This window comes from Pleionea sediminis (assembly GCF_007570825.1).
GTDB classification, from domain to species: domain Bacteria; phylum Pseudomonadota; class Gammaproteobacteria; order Enterobacterales; family Kangiellaceae; genus Pleionea; species Pleionea sediminis.
In genome coordinates, this window is sequence record NZ_SUNB01000001.1 from 701,067 (window position 1) to 719,615 (window position 18,549).

The following is an 18,549-nucleotide window of genomic DNA, read 5'->3' on the forward strand; positions in this document are numbered from 1 at the left end:
TTAGGTAAATATTTAAACAATGACAATTTAGAGGTGCTCTATAAATTGTAAGATAGCGGTAGGCAACACCACTTAAATATTAAGCTTTGATGACATCAAGCTCTGTTTTTAATACGAGTATTTTCTTAACAGTAACTTTACTGACATGACGACCAGTTTTATTGGGTTATGACCATTTTTTGCAACTTTATGTCTTTTTTTCAAAAGCTCTAATTCTAGAAAGATCAGCGATTTTCTTTAAACTTGTTCGTCTAACAAACCAACCATGCACTTAGGTCGGCTTATCTTAAAACGACAAGATGGCAAAATTTAATGCATATTAATTGACCTACAAAGAGGACAGAAAATTGCACAAATTAATGATAAGTTCACTATTCATTATCTCTCCGATACTCTCGCAAGCGATAGAGTTTTCACCAAAAGAAGTTGATGAAGGAGATAAAGTTAAATTCACATGGCCTGCCATTTCCAACTTAGCTACAGACGCAACATGTTATGTTTTTGGCGTGCCTGGCATATCACAAGTTCAAGGAATGGGCAGTACCGAATTCACAGCTTACAATTCGCTTTCTGCAGAAATGATTTGTTTTGACCGTCGTACTGGTGAATCTCTTTATGTTGACCAAAATGAACTGACAGTTAATCAAACCAATTCAAGGCTAAAGTTCGTGCCCTCTAAGGCAGAACCAGGACAAGACGTAAAACTTTTATGGAATATCAGTAAAAATAGGTGTGACCTTTATGGAATCCCAAACTTAAATCAAATAAGTGGCAAGGGGTCTTACACTATAACTGCAGACGAGAACCTAAATGCGTTGGCATATTGCTGGAACGGACAAGAGCCCATTGACTTTGGCGCTAGTTTAAAAACCGACGAGCGACCAGAAATTAAGGCTGGCTTTAATTTGGAGCAAGTGAATAATGGAGAAAGTGTAACGTTTTCTTGGACTACCCCAAATGCTTCTTCATGCGTGGTTACTGGAGATATTAATACCACAGGAGTTGCTGGGGCACAGACACTAGTGGTTAATTCACCAAAAACTGTTAATGTTACCTGTGTTAACGGTAACGGCAGAAGCTCTCAAGACTATTCGGTTAATCTGAATGAAAGCCCTAAGCCAATTATTTCAGCTTCGATTAATCCAAAGTTACTTCGCAGTCCTGGGGTAGTAAGGATAAATGGCCAAGCCGAGCACGCAGAAAGGTGCTCTCTCAAAAATTTAAACAGTCCATCCGGTGAGACAAAAATATTACCACCGACATTTGGCGTAAAATATTATTTAAAGGATACTGGCATTTTTAAACTATCCTGCAATGGTCAAGGCGGTGAATCGACTCAATACTTTCATGTTTTCGTAGGGTCAAGATAACATAGATTCTGTAACTTTGAGTCTAGTATTCACTAGACTCATTCACGAATAAACTAGACTAAAAGAGAGGAAATTTATCAGAATGATTTTTATTCTAACAATGCATAAAAAGTTTGCATTCAATATTATGTAGTGACTTTTAATCACTTTAGAATCAAATTATTTATTGATATTTTCAACATAATCTCTTGGTGAGAGTCCGGTGTAAGCTTTAAAACAGCTAGAAAAATAGGACAAGGAGGAAAATCCAGAGTCAAGGGCAACTACTTTTATTTCATCGCCATTCTCAAGCTGCGCTATCGCCTTCTTTAATCGAATATGTTTAATGTACTCTATGGGTCTGAAATCGATTAAACTCTTAAGTTTCCGCAAAAGTTGACGCTCAGAGTAATTCATTAGCTCTGCAAGTTTTGCAGCATTGAATTTTCTATCGCCATAATGAAGCTCGATAGTTCTGTTTATTTTATCAATAAAACGCTGATCAAGTTCTGAAAGAGTGTTAGCTATGACTATTGAGTCGGCTTGAACTTCTTTTTCTTGTCGTAAAACCTTTTGACTAAACCGATGCTTTAAAATTTCTCTAATCGACAATAAATTACCGATTCTGATTAACAATTCATCCTCATCAAATGGCTTAGTCAAGTATTCATCAACATTTTTTTCCCATCCTGTGAGTCGACTTTGCTTGTCTCCGCGTGCGGTCAGTAAGATAATCGGAATATGACTGGTCTTTTCATGGTTCTTTAATTGTTCACTAACTTGAAAGCCGTCTTGCCTTGGCATCATCACATCACTGATGATTAAGTCTGGAATATTTTCTTGTGCTAGCTCAATTCCCTCAGCGCCATCTTTAGCCACCAGGCAGGTGTAGCGAACAGACACGACTTCTTGAATGTACTGCCGCATGTCTTGGTTGTCTTCAATCACTAAGATAACTGGAGCTTCCTCATTGGCTTGAGCCATTTCTGAGGATGCAAAATCACTCGTCGGCGTGGTGCTCTCTTTCAACGACTCAAACTCAATATCAATCGCCTCAGAATCAATAGCTTCGAATGATACAGCCACTTCTGAGTCTTTAGGCGCGTCTACTATTGGCCATTGAACAGTGAAGGTAGTGCCACGATTAATTTCACTGTCCAGCTTAATCGTCGCCTGATGCTCGTTTAGTAACTCCTTTACTAAAGAGAGTCCGATACCCGCTCCCGTAATCGATTCACTGCGCTCATCTAACACACGTTCGAAGCGTTCGAAGATTCTAGCTCGCTGGTCTTCTGGAATACCAAAACCAGTATCACAAACCGACAGTTCAAACGTATCTTTTTTCTTACTCAGCGCCAGATTAATTTTGCCTCCCTCAGGTGTATATTTAAGAGCGTTCGAAAACAAGTTTAACAATACTTTTTCCACCGCTTCTTTGGTAGACAAACACCAAATGTCATCATCATACTTATATGACAACTCAATATTTTTAAGCTGGCATAAATCATCAAACGACTGAGCAATATAGTTGAACAATTGACTCACCGGAACTGGCTTTTTCTCAACCGCCTTGCTAACACGCATTTTTTCAAGGTAAATCAATTGATCTACCATTCGCATTAAACGAAAGGTGTTTCGCTTCACAAGCTGCAATTTTGATTTTCGGTTGCTCTCACTTTCTTCCTCAAGCATCCTTGAGACCGGACCAAGCACTAAGGTTAGCGGCGTTCGAAACTCATGCGATACGTTAGCAAACTCTCGATTTTTAGACTGCAATAAATGCTCTACATTCTGCTTTTCTTTTTGTAGTTCGCTTGTGCGTTGAGTCACTGCAGTTCTGAGCCTGTCGTTTTGTTTGCGAATTGCCTGCGTTCGCCATAAATATGCACCATAAAAAAGTCCCATCAATACACACAAATAAATACTCTTGGCCCACCAAGTAAGCCAATATGGAGGAGCTATATTTATATTTAGAACTTTAGATTTCTCTGGCCACTCTCCCAGAGTATTACTTGACTGAATCTCTAATTGATAATCTCCGTAACCAAGTCCAGAAAATGAAATCTTATTGCGAGTCTCAACCCACTCGGCGCTCTGACCTAGTAATCGATATCGATAGTTTATACTTGCAAGATTATTGAAGTTTGAAATACCGACAGAAAATTCTAAAGCATTCATATCATAAGGCAAATAAATTTCCTCGGCGTCATTTAATAGCTGATTACCGGTAAATTTAAAATACCTCTGAGGCTCTATAGGTCGATAATTAATTTTTAACTTTCTTAGAATAGGCTGATAGAACTTTTCAAATTGTTTTAAATCCTCGATATCTACACGATTAAAGCCGTTAACACCGGCAAAATACAAATGATTTTTATCATTTGAAGCAGTCGATGCAGTTGTAAACTCAAATCCCTGTAAGTTATGTTCAGTTTTAAAGCGAACGACGCTGAAATCTTTCGAAGAAATTCGGATAAGCCCACGAGAGGTTGCTGCCCAAACGTAACCATAAAAATCTTGTTCGAAGCTATAAACGGTATTACTAGGCAAATCCGACTGACCAAATAGATGTTCAACGATATTTTTACTTGTTTTATCAACAATATAAATTCCATTTCCGCCAGTGGCTATCCACAAAAATCCACGTTTTTCTTGAATTGCGTATATTGGGGAATTAATAGCGTCGCGGAGTTTGTCTGTTGGACTGTCAATAACTAACTTTTCTTGTTGAGCGTTGAAGAACTCGATACCAGATTCAGTACCAAGCCATAACTCATCACCATTGATAAAGATACTATTAAATTTTTGACTCCGAAAGGGAATACTGTTTGTTGTATAGTGCTTTATTTTTGTTTCTGAAATTACTCGACTAAGTCCCATATGAGTTGCAACCCATAAGTCTCCGTTCATTTCAGACTTCACATCAAAAATATCATTATAATTCAGTTCAATAATCGATGAGCCACTTAAAAGTTCCGATTTTCGTTCACCCAGTTCTGGAATAATTTTCACCAAGCCAGAACCAGAAAAAGCTAACCAAAGATTATCATTCTCATAGAAAATGCCACCAACTTTATTGGACAAGAAGTTTTTACTTTCACTACCTTGGTGGCTCAATAGCTGACAACTATCTGGCTCTATAATATTTAGTCCCTCATTCCATGATCCAACTAACAAAGTATCATCGAACAGCTTCAAAGCATATATCTCATCTGCGCCAAGACATTCCTTTTCATTAAATTGAGCTTGAAACAGCTTGATAGGCTGTTGTCTAGTTGACTTCCATATTAACCCTTGTGAGTAAGAACCTACCCAAATAGTATCATTTTCTAAATTTAGACTATTGATATAAGTATTTTTGCTATCTTTATTTGATAAGACTATTGACTCAACAGAGCCCTTTTGGGGATTAAATTGAAACAGGCCATCATTAGTTCCGATATATACCATCTCAGAGACTACGATAGAACGAATATTTTTGTTTGCCAACTCGTCAAAGTCAGATTTTCGAACAACAAATTTTTTAGTATTATTGAAAACATCCAACTCAAATACATCTGAGGAGTTTGATAATAGAAATTTATTCTCTCCAAGGTAGTGAATAGAGTTAACGAAATTTTCCTTTGATATATTGTGATAATTTGTCTGTCCACTTTCCTTAATAAACAATCCTTGATTTGTTGCCAGTAAAATCCCGTGCTCAAATTCAGACGCCGAATAAACGGAAATATCAAAACGCTTAGTATTTTTCTCTAGCGGAAAACGCCGAATCTCTTTTCGGTTAAATAAATATTCGATAACCAAGTTACTCGAGGTACCTATTACTAAACCGCTTTGCGATTGAGTTAAGGAAAATAGCTCTACTCCCTCTTTTTGAAAATCATGAATGAGAGTAAAGTTGTTAGATAACGTTTCGTATTTATAAAATCCATTACCTGCGATTAGGTGTAGCGTGTCATTGTACTTTTCAACCGCTTTAATGTTTGAACTCAATAGATTTGAATTGCTGGCATCAAATATTTTAATTTCGTGTCCATCAAAGACATTCAAACCATCCCCAGTTGCGATCCAAATGAGGGAGTCAAAAACCTCGGTGTCATTAACCGTTAGTTGAGAAAGACCATCATCAACGGACAACTGGTGAACAACAGGAGATGGAGTTAATAAGGCTGCAGAACAAACACTGCAGCCAATAATAAATAAAATGTAGACGACTTTCTTCAAGGTATATGCCTGTTACCGCCTCTTCCCCCAGTACTACCGCCAGGACGTTCATTTCTTTCCCGATGTGTTTCTGATTCTTGGGTTTCTGTATTAGAACCACAACCTTGCTGCCCTGCTTGACATTGAGTTGGCGTTGGTGGTTCATCAATAATTCCGCCGTCTATCCAAGAATAAGAATGTATAGGTCCAAAGAAAGTAAAGCCAGATTCTTCAACACACGACGCTCCTCCCTCGCTAACAAAGCATTCCATATTCTGATCAAAAGGAGCGCCTGATGATATAACGTTCCAATTGGAGTCGAGCAAGTCTGGCGGAGGAGAGCCTTTCGTCCGTTCGCCTCGAAAGTCTCTAGCATAAGCCACTGCCCATTCATTAGGGTGCCTTATACCACCATTAACCATATTAACGACAAATTCGTCAGACGTATATATTCTTACTTTTAACTTTGAACGAGCATAAAAAAGAGGGTTGATTTGGCGCGAGGCTACTTCTTCGTTTATCTGTGCTCCTACCTGATGAAAATAGGGATTTGCATACCAACTCACGTCAAAAATATTCCTTAACCAAATATAATTAACTTTTTTAGAGTACCTCTCCATTAAAAATTGATGGGTTACTTCAGGCCTCTTCGGATCATAGTCATAATCAATATCGCTCGTCGATGAGTAATCACGCAAAAAATTGATATCTACTTGTTGGTTAATCCTAACTTGACTTTCTAAATGAGTAAAAAACCTATGAGCAGAGTTGCCCCCTGTATATGGTCCTATATACTCATCATCGAATACTACATAGTGTCGGCGAAGCTTAACAGTTTTAATCTCTTCGGAAAATTCATTTAGAACAACATAAGTATCGATATTTCTCGGATTCAAATGACTTCTAGGAAACAATGCCATATGGTGCGACCGGGCAGCATTCTTAAAATCCAAGTCTGATATGCATGTATTACATGCAATGTACGACTTACCATCAAAGCGAATTTCGGCAAAAGAAGACATTGAAATAAGAGTTATAAAAATAATAGCTATACGCATTTTTTTCCCAATTTTATTCGTTTGTTTTATTGTTTTATTGTTTTATTATTTTATTCAACACTGATTAATAAACACTCAAAAAATCCAGCTCTGATATCACTGGTTTTAATGAGTTGTATACTATCATTAGTGTTGAGTAAGCATTAGTGGTAATTTTTACTAAATTTTATTCATAATTAAGAAACATTGCTGCCAGGTTACTTGGACACTTCAGCTTTTCGACATTTGTCCGGCTCAGAAAAGTCACATTGCGGAGGCCTGGTGGGCTCTGGTTTATTTCTCTTATTTATACGGTAATGTATATACAGGGGACCAAAAAACGATTCTCCCACTCTTTCCATGCAATATCGATTAAATAGGGAGACAAAACACTCCATGTTCTCATTAAAAGATCCAGTTGTAGAAATGACATTACCTTGCGAGTCGTAAAATTCATAAAAGTTATATAGCGGCCCCCAATTAGGAATCCTTCCAGAAAGAGTTGCACTAAAAGCCATACTCCATGAATTAGGCTCTCCAACTCCATTGTTAACAAGTACAACAGCGAAGCCGTCGTTCGTTGAGACAGACACTTTCATATTAGAATCAACAAATAGGAAAGGATTAACGTTCAATAAACCAATAAGTTGATTAGAGGCGTTCGATACTGATTGAAGAAAATCGGGATTGCCATACCAGTTTGAATCGACATTCCCTAGCGGAAGCCAATTGATTTTTTCGAAAGCTACGTATTCATACAGATACAATGTATCATCTGCATGATTTGCAATTTGCTCAGTTGTAACTCTCTGAAACCTACCTTCTCCACTCTCTTCGTAATGACGAGTCACTCTTATCGTGTTAAATATTTCCGTGGTCATATTTAAAACAACATAAAAGTCGATGTCCCGAGGAGATAAATGCTCTTCTGAAAAAGTCGCTAGATGATGAAATTTAGCAGCTTGTTCAAATTCATCAATTGTGGTGCAAGTATTACAAGCGATGTAAGACTTTCCCTCAAATCGAATTTCCGCAAAAGTAGAGCAAGAGTATAAAAAAAGAACAGCCAAGAAGATTCGCATTTTAATCCCTTAATTTGATAAATAGTTATTAAACCTATATTAATAGGTTACATTTAGTTAGATTCAATAAGTAATGTAAAACAAAATTGATAGCCACTCGCCTTTTCAATAACTTTAAGATTATAAAAATAAAGCATAAAAATATGTAGGAAAGTACTACAGGCTCATTCGTCACTATCACTTAAAATGACTACAAGCAATTGTGTTTTTTACTTTGAGTAGTAGCGTCTACACTTTGTCTAATATTGACACCGCCAACTGATTTAATGAGAGCGTCATTAAGGAGAGGAGTGTCGAGAACCTAAGACATTACATTCTTCAATACTCGTGTTTTAGCAATTTCTAGCAGGCGTTATTTTTTATGGTAAACTCGGGCAAATTTTTATTGCCCAATTAAAAATCGGACTTTACCCAACAAAATGAACTGACTATGTTTTATGGAAATAACTAAGTTTTAACCTTAAGTCAATTTTTACACAACTGACTCTTTTTCTTAGCTGGGGAATATTTTAGTTTAATATTTAATCGTGCGTAATGACCGCCGACATCATTCAATAAATGGTTTCTATAATTAACTTAACAATAATTATTAAGAGGGAAATATGTTTAAATTTTTAAAAGCACCGCTAATTACCTTTGTGTCAGCAACGTCTCTTTCGGCATTTTCCGAAACCATTGATCTCAGTTACAATGGTGAAAGTAACTTTGAAATGGAGCCAAACGTAGAATACTTAATTGACATTGACTTAGGAAAGCCTTACACGGAATTTTCAGAGATATGCTTTGATTTTAATATAGACGAAAGTCGACATCCGTATGGTGAATCTGCTGGGAGTTTAACTATCGGTCATGAAAGTGAGGAACCTATCGGATTAGGCTGGAGTGTAATGACTCCCTTTATGTGGATGATGACTCCAGGAGTATTTGATGATAATGGCAATTACATTCCACCAACAGAAACTTTATCCGACCCATCTCCCTGTCTAAGTATGTTAAGCAACAGCCTGAAAGATGGAAAAGCCCAAATAAAAATAACGGCAAACAATGGCCCATTGTTTATTGATAACTTAACACTTAACTTCGAAGGCACGCCTACCAGCGTTTTAATTTCATTGAAACAAACATCTGTACTAACTTTTTATCCAGAAGCAGGAGGCACCTTGGAATATGAAGCAAGATTGGGTAACTTTGACCCTGCCATGTCTCGTAAACGATTTAAAATGTGGGGCGTTATTATGATGCCCGATGATGTACCATTTCCTGTTTTAAGTGAAAGAACGTTTGATGTTGATTACGGTGAAACAAAAGAGTTTTTAAACAGAGAGCTAATTATCCCTTCATGGTTTAAGCCTGGCTTACATACCATGAAATGGTATGTCACTGAACAAGGCTCAGATGACATTTATTCAAGTGAGCTTTCGTTTTTCAAATCGGAGTCGCTCGATAACTAATATTTAATGCACCGTACTTTGAAAAACTTCTGTAAAATTCAAAATACGGTGCATCATGCTCACCTGATTTTTAAGTAAATTACAAATATATACTCAAACTTTTTGAGCAATCATCTAAGAACCATAAAGCGCTTTCATAAGCTGGCCTAAATTTCGTTTATTCTTTTCCGACTTTAAAAGCTGTACTAATTGAGGCCTAACCGATGCATTGTCTTTCGCTTGCAAGGACAATGCGTCGATGGCACCGCTTCTAACATCACGATTAGTACTTGAACTGGCATACTGATACACCGTATTAATGTGGTCTGCTGTTAAGTCATTATTTCCGAGTGCTTTAATAATCGCACTTTGGACCTTGCTATCGGACTCTTGATTCAACTGACTTGATAAAGCGGTCAAGCTGGAGTCGCCCGGTATTTTGCCCAAAGCACTGGCAGCCTGAGCTCGTAATCGTGAACTATCACCCTGCAAATAATCTTTAACAAGAGCTTCATGCTTAGAATCGCCACTATTCCCCAATGCAGCAATCAATGCCGCGGATGTTTGCTGGGACTGACTCGCTTTTAATGACTCAGCTATTCGTTGAGTCACCTGAGCCGAAAACTCACTGCCTTGTTGATTCTTAGCGATAGCGCCCATAACCATAAGAGCTGTACTCGCAAGCTTTTTATCTTCACCAGACAAAGTCGCTGTTGAATATTGGCATACCGCGCAACCAACTGGATGCGATTTTTATTCCCTTCCATCAACTAGAAAATGCGATAACTAAAGCAGAAGGTTCTGGACTCGGACTGGCAATATGTCAGCGATTAATAAAATTAATGAATTCTAACTTACATGTTAAAAGCAAGCTTGGACAAGGCAGTCAGTTTTGGTTTGATCTCGATCTACCTCTAGCCTTCGAGCAATCATCCGATACAATTTCAGCGGTGCATAAAAGTGAATTATCAAAAGAAAGCAAACCCATTAAATTTCCTGATAAAGAATTGCTTGAGCAACTGAAAGAACAAGCAAAACGTCACAATATCTTAGGTATTCATGAAGTATTGAAAGAAATTGAAAGCGATCCAGACCTGAATTACTTTTACAGTAACGTTAAGCCTTTTGTCGAAAACTATCGCTTTAAGCCTTTATTAAAGTGGCTCGAAGATAATCAACCATAGGCATAAACAATTAATACCCGACTCGACTTATTCATTAATTCAATACGACTGATTGAACTCACTTTTAAATTTAATACTGAACTACAACTAAAATTAACAAGCATTATTTATTCAAATATTTCTAATGGTTAACTTTAGAGAACTCTTGAACTTTCATTTCCAGAAGAACATTCTCTAGCTCAATAAGCACAACCTCACCTAACTTGGAAGTAACTAACTGTTCAAAACGATTACCATCAACCATAATATCAGAATCGATTTTCACCTCATTATTTTCTTGACGCTCTAATATTATCTGAAAGTAGTAGACATCGCTCACAGAAACAAAGGCAACATTGCCCTCCTTCGTCTCTAGAGTGGGAGAGCCTATCAGACATTTATTTAAGTATATTTTAGACTTGACGATGAACTTTTCTTGTGCAGCAGAACTAAAAGAAAGAAATAGAAACGCAATTAATGGTAATACTTTCATGATAAAACAATCTCACTTAATTAAATACCCTAGAGTTAAACGACGTTGATTTAAATTTGGGTTTAACAAAACAAACAGGCATATTAAGGAGGAGTTATTGAGTGTTCGAGTATGCTCAGAAAAGAACACGAACACTTTTTAGGCTCACGAAAGAAGAAAAAACCGTGCGATAACGACTCATAAAACCAAAATATGATTGTTACATAGCTTATACTTTTATCCATACAAACAGATTTCTGAGGTTCCACCAGTGAGAACAAAATTTGCAATGGTTATAATATTACTATTAATCAGTTGCACTCATCATCAACACACAAGTAACGATTTGAAAGTTATCACTGCGATCCCCAAGTCAGCAAAGTTTTCTGGCTGGATATTGGATCAGTGTAACAATCGATCGCCTATTCAATTAAAAGATCTTAAGTGCCCTCAACTGGGTGGTGAAATTTATATTGTCGAGATAATAAAGGCACTCGATCCATCGACCAAACGTATTGTATCGGAAAACAGAATACTGGTTGTTAAACACGGTTTATTTATTTCAAGTAAGAACAACAGCCCATGGTGCTTTGACCTTGCTCCAGCTTCTCCAAAATTGTATGAAGCAACCGGAGTAAAATTAATTTCAATTCAATATGTTCGAGACTGTACTCCAAGAAACTAAAGTTAGGATAATTACTTCACTCGATATTTCGAATCGCTCAGTTAGTTCATCAAAATCTGCGATTCACTAAGGCGGAAGTTAATCGCAATGAGTCAAGAAATGACAACTAAATGTTTGAATTTCCTAAATAATCTCACACCGAATTAATTGCACTTTTTTATTAGTGTGATTACACTAATAGGGGTCAACTTATAAAGTTAATGTGAGCAATGCGAAGATTTCTACACATTCCACTTTTATTACACGTCATCATTATAATGGTGTATCTATCCGCGTCCGCTTTTGCTCAAGAAACTAGCGTCATTGATGAAGAGCGCTCAAAAGCCTATCAACTTTCGCTAGAGTTTTTAGATACTTGGGATGACGCTTTCATGCGCTCCAATGAAAATCCTAATGCTGTGTTAGAAGAGTTAGACACCAAGATTAAAGGGATTCCGGATAACGAAGTTAAAAAACGCGCTTATGCTCAACTCACCGAAATTCAAGTTTTGGTTAATTTAGAAAAATCTCCCGAAGCACTTGATAAACTCAATAAAATAAAACCACTTATAACTAAGCTTCCAGATAGTTTTAATTCTCGGTTTCTTGGCATTCGAGCCAATATACATCTAAACATGGGCGAGTTAGAACAGGGATTAATTGCAATCAATCAGTCTATCAACATATTAAAAAATGAAGACTTACCCATAGAACTTGCCGAAGCTCAATTTATTCGCGGACAAATCTACTACGCCAAACACGAGCACAATAATGCGTTGGCTGACTATCAACTTGCTTACAAGATATTTAAAGAATTTGATTATCCAATCCAGTTGGGCACAGTAATCTCATCAATCGCTCAGCTTTACAGCAGAACTAACGATCATGTCAAAGCCATTGAGTATTATAAGGAATCTCTGGAATTAATCGATGTTGCTCACCAAAAACTCTATGCATCGATCATTTATTATAACGTCGGCACCGCCTACACCAGAATAAAGCAATTTATAGAAGCAGAAGAGTATTTTAAAAAAGCGTTAGATCTAAGCGAGCAATTGGGTGATTTAGCAGGTCAAGCCTACGCGTGGCGAGAGTTAGGGAAAATTGCAGAGATGGAGGACAATCATGAGTTGTCCATTGAGTATCATTTAAAAGCGCTTGAAGTTATGTCAGAGCATAAAGATCGCCGAATGCTGGTTAGCCTTCATATTGGTTTGGCAGAAAGCTACCTTGCGCTTGAGCAATTTGAGAGTGCATTAGAACAAATCGATAAAGCAATCAAAATTGCAAAGTTTTTTAATGTTCCCGAAGGACTGCTTAAATCTTACAAAGTGGCCGCAGTTATTCACGAGGGTCTTGAAAACTATTCCGAAGCAATCGGCTTTTATAAAGAGCAGATAGAACTTATACGCAAGCAGCAAGAAGCCGAAAATCAAGAATCTTTAAACATGCTTAAAGTAAAGTTCGCAACCGAAAAAAAAGAGGCGGAAAATACACTATTAGAAAAGGAAAACGCAATAAAACAACTAAAAATAGAAAAGCAAGCGGCTCAACAGCGCGTGCTTTGGCTCTTCATAACATTGGCAGTAATTATTGTATTAGCAGGCATTATTATTTTAAAGCGACAAATATTGATACGAAAACGATTCACACGATTAGCACTAACGGATGAATTAACTCAGGCGCCTAATCGAAGACATATTTTAGAATATGCTAAAGATCAATTAGCTTGGTCAAGAGAGACTGACAGCAACTTAATCATAGCCCTGATTGATCTTGATAAGTTCAAATTAATTAATGATGTTTATGGTCATGAAGTCGGCGACGAAGTATTGAAGTACTTTTATCGTGAAGCCAAGGGTGTTCTTCGGCGGGTTGATCAGCTTGGTCGAATTGGTGGAGAAGAGTGGTTACTGGTTATGCCTGGTTCACAACTCAGTCAAATTGATGCCATATTCGATCGTTTGAAACAAGCAGTTTACGACTGCAATGTTAAAGGTTTACCGAAGGAATATCACTTAACCTTTTCAATGGGCGTGACGCTATGCGACAAAGAGAGCAACTGGGAAAGTATTTTAAAGCGTGCCGATCGTGCTGTTTACCAAGCCAAGAGAAATGGAAGAGATCGCTGGGAAATGATCGAAAAATAAGTAGTCAACTTTCGTTAAACAACTGCGGTAAGCAGACTCAGTAAAAACAAGCACCTCTCTTTATATTGAAATAACCCTACCTTATTTTTAACTCACCAAGAAGATAATATCTCAATAGCGTCATGTATCTCAACTTGATACCCAGTTGCTCTTTTGAGTATTTTGCTTTATTCACTAAGCTTAACTGTGCTTGTTCCAGTCAATTGATTTCATACCATTCAATATAACTATAATCTACTCACAACAGGAAAATGTTATGAAGCTAAAATACATAGCAATACTCGCTTTTGTTGGGCTGTTATTTTCATCAAATATCCAGGCGAACCAAAATCTCAATGCAGTATATAACCTTGCGCAAAAATGTTATGCCATCCAATCTCCGCGCAACGGTGACTTTTTGCAAAAGTATCATCGTGGAGGCGCACTTAACAATGGATTAAGTTATCGCTTTAGAAACATATCGAGTAATTCCGCAGCTCGATTTTTTATGAAACCGACAGGTTTGGGAAGATACATGCTTACGGATGTTGATGGTCGATTTTTAGGTGGTCATTTTACAATGCGTGTCACCGCAGGAAGATCTGCCGGTCGATTTTCAGAATGGCAAGTTAACGCCACAAGCGATAGACGACATGGCCATTTATATGAATTTCGTTTGACCGGATTAAACATGAAGTTGCGACATAACTATCGCAAAGGAAAAGCTTACTTTTTCGATATGTGGAATCCCTTCAACCGTCGTAGTGAAAGTAAATTTAAATTAGTCAGTTTAAGCAACTGTACTCCTTTTCCAGAAATTACAACTAATGTGGAAGCGGATACGGATTTATTAAAAGGACACGTGGGCAGTCCAATAAGAGGTTATGTAGAGGGCCATGCACATGTCACTTCTTATGAGTTTATTGGCGGTAAGTTACTTCACGGCAAACCCTTCGATCGCTGGGGTGTTGCAGAAGCCTTAAAAGATAGTCGTGCTATTCACGGTCCAAATGGCTCACTCGATATTGTTGGTAATCTACTCGAGTATGGTGGTTTAAATTTCCGTTACGACACTCGAGGCTGGCCTGACTTTCCTTTTTGGCCAAACCACAAACAACTCACACATACTGGCTATTATTATAAGTGGATGGAACGAGCTTATTTGTCTGGCTTACGTTTAATGGTGACTCATATAACAGACAATAAGACTTTATGCCGCGTTCAATCGACGTTAAATCCCAAAAGTTGGATAGGCGCAAACAGTTGTAATGAAATGGACAGCATTCGCTTACAAGTTCGCCGACTGAATGAGATTCAAGAATATGTCGACGCACAATCAGGCGGACCAGGAAAAGGCTTTTTCCGAATTGTACGATCACCGCAAGAAGCGCGAGAAGTTATCGCCGATGGAAAAATGGCTGTGCTTATTGGTGTAGAAGCTTCAGAAACGTTCAATTGCGGTATTGGTGACAATTGCACAGAACAAAGTATTGATGCGCAATTAGATGAATTGTATGCCTTAGGCGTTCGTTCCGTTTTCCCAACGCATAAATTTGACAATCAGTTTGGTGGCTCGCAAGTTCGCGAAGGTAATGGCTTTATCAACCTGGGGCATTACCTGAATGCAGGCTATTTTTGGCAAGTCAAAGAGTGTGATGCTGAGACGAAGGGCAAATCATTCACCAGTGGATTCCCACTCTTTCCTGATGCGCCATTCATTTCTCGAATGCTGGGTTTGATAGACGATGATTTGAATCCTCAATACGATGAAAATATGGAAAGCTGTAACCAGAATGGATTGACTCATTTAGGTCGATACCTGGTCAATCGATTGATTGATAAAAATATGTTAATCGAACTGGATCACACCAGTAACGATTCCGCATCTTCAATTCTAAATATTATTGAAGCAAGAAATTACAGCGGCGTTGTTTCATCACACAGCTGGATGCCTTCTGCAAAAGATGGCAGCTTACATAGCACCAGTAAACGTTTGATTCAGGCCGGTGGAATTATTATTCCTTACAATAAAAATGCAAACCGCATTAAAAGTAGCATGAATAAAATTCTGGATGAAGTTGAGTACACTCCGTACCTTTCCGGTATTGGAATTTCAACCGATATGGGAGGCCTCGGCGGGCAGGCCGCACCGCGTTCTGACAGCCAACGCGATCCTCTGAATTATCCTTTTGTTTCAGAATTTGGTTTTGTATTTGACAAACAACAGTCAGGTAATCGAACTTTCGACTTAAATCGCGATGGTGTTGCTCACTACGGCATGCTCGCCGATCATTTACAAGACGTGAGAGAACGTACTTCTTATCGAGTGTATGAAGCTATTATGAATTCTGCTGAAGCCTACTTACAAATGTGGGAGCGAGCTGAAGAGAATAATAGCAATCAACATTATCTGTACTAACCAATAAAAATGTAATTAAGTCTAAATTTGACAGAGTTTCGGTATCAGCTGAAACTCTGTCTTCTCAGAAAAAACCTCAAACGCGACTCATCAATAAAAGAATATTCAGCTCTCTTTACTTGCGTTTTCCTTATCTGCTGGAATGTCCTCCCTAAGAACCGATATTGCCAATGTCGAATCAGTTATTTGCATGAACAACGCAAATCTAAGGATGATAAATAACAGCTCTCACTGACCTAACCTCCTCAAATAAATGCGACACAAACCTCACAATCGTTGCCTTCTTAAACTCGGAAACAAATAGTAACTTTTCAAAAATCCCATTTAAATCAATAGATTAAAAAAGCTATGTCGGATTATTATAGTTTTTTGCCGGAAAATTGCTACCGGCCAACCTGGTTAATTAGCATACAATCCATCGCATTCGATTGACAGCCCACACCCTGGGTTGTTGTTGTCAATTTAATATGAGGTGAGTTGTTATGACGAGTAAATTAATCGTCTCTCTTTTTTTGAGTTCTTTGGTTTTAACTGGCTGTGGCGGAGGAGGTTCTGCTAAACCCGATCCGACAAAAATAGATACTGATGGTGATGGAGTTGTTGATGCACAAGATGCTTTTCCCAATGATCCGAATGAAACAGAAGACACAGACAATGATGGCGTGGGTAATAACGCTGATACTGATGACGATAATGATGGTGTTCCAGACACCGATGACGCATTTCCACTCGACGATAGTGAGTCTGTAGACACCGATAACGATGGCGTGGGCAACAATAGCGATTCTGATGATGATAACGATGGCGTAATCGATAGTGACGATGCCTTCCCGCTGGATGACTCAGAAACGACCGATACCGATGGTGATGGTATTGGAAATAATGCCGACCTCGACGATGACAATGACGGTGTTGTTGATGAAGAAGACGATGCTCCACTCGATGACTCGGTTTATGATTTAACGAACCCTACGGTCACAACTAAGTCACCTGAAGAAGGTAGTTCCGAAGTATCAACCGATGCAACCATTAGCGCTACCTTTAGCGAAACATTGGCTGCAGAATCGGTTACTAACGGCAACTTTGTTCTCAAAATCGACAACGAAATCGTCGAGTCGCAAGTCAATTACAACAGTGACTCACAATCGATTCATCTTACTCCAAGTAGCCCACTAGGATTCTTTAAAAATTATACCGCCCAAATAACGACGGCAATTACCGATGCAGCGGGTAACCCTCTGTCAGAACTTATTGAGTGGTCTTTCACAACGGGTGACGGAAGTTGGAAAACTGAAACTTTGATTGAAGATATCGACACCGGGGCAGGACGAGCACCAGAGATAGCCGTTGACGATAATGGCAATGCGATTGCCGTTTGGTATCAATATGACGGAGAGATGAATTCGATCTATGCCAACCATTATTCACCCACTACCGGTTGGGGCGAAGCAATTTTGCTTGAGAATAATCAAACCGGTAGTGCTTATTATCCCAAGGTTGTTATGGATAATGAAGGCAATGCTATTGCTGTTTGGTATCTAGATGACGGCGAAAAACACGACGCTTGGTCTAGCATTTATCAACCCCAAATAGGCTGGAGTGAGCCCGAGCTAATCGAAAATATTGAATCTGGTGCGGCGGTTGATGTTGAGTTAGCCATGGATAGTTCTGGTAATGCCCTTGCTGTGTGGCGACAACACATTGACACTAACAAATTCATTTATGTAAATAAGTATACGAAAAATGAAGGTTGGGGATCAGCTGAGGCGATTAGTGCCCTGACGGATCAAAGCTATGGTGCGAAAGTGGCCGTTAATGCATCAGGTGAAGCAATAGTTGCCTGGTACGGCAATGACGGTAGTGCCTACAGCATCTACGCTCGAAACTACTCGCCCGAATTCGGCTGGGGAACAGAAACTCTACTAGAGAGTAATACATACCGCGCAAACTTACCGCAAGTCGCCATTAACAACTCTGGCAATGCTCTGGTAGTGTGGAATCAAATTCGAGAAGACAACCGTGGTAGCCAATTGTGGGCAAATAGCTTTACACCAGAAAGTGGTTGGCAAGGAGCTGTTGGTGTTGATACTACAGCAGACTGGGTTTACTACGACTCTGCAGTCGCCTTATCGGAAAACAATACGGCAATCGCAGTTTGGACACATGTAGAGGGCGATGTAGAGTCAGTTTGGAGCAGTCAATTCACTTTTGACAATGGCTGGCAAAGTCCTGCTGAATTAGCAAGTAGTAATGGCCCTCCGACTCAATACAATCTAGTTATTGATTCAAACGATAATGCGATGGTCTCTTGGACGAGTTACGATAGTGAAAGCCGAGCCTATGGCATCAGTACCAAACGCTATACGCCCACAACAGGATGGCAAGAACGCATTGAAATTGATAGCAACCCAGACAATGCCAATACATCGAGTTTAGCTATCAACTCTCTCGGTCATGTTTTCGCTGTGTGGTCGGGTATCAACCCCAATCGTTCAGGATTTAGCATTTATTTTAATGAGTTTAACTAAACCTTATAAAAAAGCTAAACTGTAAGTTAAATTATCTATCAAGATAACACCTCAATGGTTAAATACTATTGAG

At 38.6% G+C, this 18,549-nt stretch carries 12 protein-coding genes; 7 read left to right on the forward strand and 5 right to left on the reverse strand.

What is annotated here, in order from left to right:
* Nucleotides 1-359: 359 nt before the first annotated feature.
* Nucleotides 360-1,370, forward strand: coding sequence for a hypothetical protein (locus FAX86_RS02785; RefSeq protein ID WP_144391809.1), 1,011 nt, complete (start codon nucleotides 360-362; stop codon nucleotides 1,368-1,370).
* Between the two features lie 159 nt (nucleotides 1,371-1,529).
* Here the strand turns inward: FAX86_RS02785 and FAX86_RS02790 are convergent, their stop codons facing one another.
* The 3 genes from FAX86_RS02790 to FAX86_RS02800 form a co-directional block, all read right to left on the reverse strand.
* Nucleotides 1,530-5,573 (reverse strand): hybrid sensor histidine kinase/response regulator transcription factor, encoded by a 4,044-nt coding sequence (locus tag FAX86_RS02790; protein ID WP_144391810.1) that lies wholly within the window; start codon nucleotides 5,571-5,573, stop codon nucleotides 1,530-1,532.
* A complete protein-coding gene (locus FAX86_RS02795; RefSeq protein ID WP_144391811.1) occupies nucleotides 5,570-6,610 on the reverse strand; it encodes a hypothetical protein in 1,041 nt (346 codons plus the stop codon). Before FAX86_RS02795 ends, FAX86_RS02790 begins: the two co-directional genes overlap by 4 nt.
* Before the next feature lie 197 nt (nucleotides 6,611-6,807).
* Nucleotides 6,808-7,671, reverse strand: a complete 864-nt coding sequence (locus FAX86_RS02800) for a hypothetical protein (RefSeq protein WP_144391812.1) — start codon at nucleotides 7,669-7,671, stop codon at nucleotides 6,808-6,810.
* Between the two features lie 602 nt (nucleotides 7,672-8,273).
* On the opposite strand from FAX86_RS02800, the gene FAX86_RS02805 reads away from it, so the two are divergent.
* Nucleotides 8,274-9,122 carry a hypothetical protein gene (locus FAX86_RS02805; protein WP_144391813.1) on the forward strand — a complete coding sequence of 283 codons (849 nt, stop codon included), beginning with the start codon at nucleotides 8,274-8,276 and terminating at the stop codon, nucleotides 9,120-9,122.
* 114 nt (nucleotides 9,123-9,236) lie between these two features.
* On the opposite strand, the gene FAX86_RS02810 is transcribed toward FAX86_RS02805, so the two are convergent.
* A complete protein-coding gene (locus tag FAX86_RS02810; protein WP_144391814.1) occupies nucleotides 9,237-9,806 on the reverse strand; it encodes a HEAT repeat domain-containing protein in 570 nt (189 codons plus the stop codon).
* Nucleotides 9,807-9,814: 8 nt separating this feature from the next.
* On the opposite strand from FAX86_RS02810, the gene FAX86_RS02815 reads away from it, so the two are divergent.
* Entirely contained in the window at nucleotides 9,815-10,285 is a 471-nt protein-coding gene (locus FAX86_RS02815; RefSeq protein WP_164503436.1) for an ATP-binding protein, read from the forward strand.
* A gap of 121 nt (nucleotides 10,286-10,406) precedes the next feature.
* On the opposite strand, the gene FAX86_RS02820 is transcribed toward FAX86_RS02815, so the two are convergent.
* Complete coding sequence (locus FAX86_RS02820) at nucleotides 10,407-10,757, reverse strand: hypothetical protein (protein WP_144391816.1); 351 nt, start codon at nucleotides 10,755-10,757, stop codon at nucleotides 10,407-10,409.
* Nucleotides 10,758-11,007: 250 nt separating this feature from the next.
* Between FAX86_RS02820 and FAX86_RS02825 the strand changes: the two genes are divergently transcribed.
* From FAX86_RS02825 to FAX86_RS22135, 4 genes are all read left to right on the forward strand, one after another.
* Nucleotides 11,008-11,421, forward strand: coding sequence for a hypothetical protein (locus FAX86_RS02825; protein ID WP_144391817.1), 414 nt, complete (start codon nucleotides 11,008-11,010; stop codon nucleotides 11,419-11,421).
* 209 nt (nucleotides 11,422-11,630) lie between these two features.
* On the forward strand, nucleotides 11,631-13,550 hold the full coding sequence (locus FAX86_RS02830) for a tetratricopeptide repeat-containing diguanylate cyclase (protein ID WP_144391818.1): 1,920 nt from the start codon (nucleotides 11,631-11,633) through the stop codon (nucleotides 13,548-13,550).
* A 256-nt stretch (nucleotides 13,551-13,806) separates the two neighbouring features.
* The gene (locus FAX86_RS02835; RefSeq protein ID WP_144391819.1) at nucleotides 13,807-15,948 is read left to right on the forward strand and encodes a membrane dipeptidase; all 2,142 of its coding nucleotides are present in this window, start codon (nucleotides 13,807-13,809) and stop codon (nucleotides 15,946-15,948) included.
* A 482-nt stretch (nucleotides 15,949-16,430) separates the two neighbouring features.
* Nucleotides 16,431-18,476, forward strand: a complete 2,046-nt coding sequence (locus FAX86_RS22135) for an Ig-like domain-containing domain (protein ID WP_164503437.1) — start codon at nucleotides 16,431-16,433, stop codon at nucleotides 18,474-18,476.
* The last annotated feature ends 73 nt before the right edge of the window (nucleotides 18,477-18,549 follow it).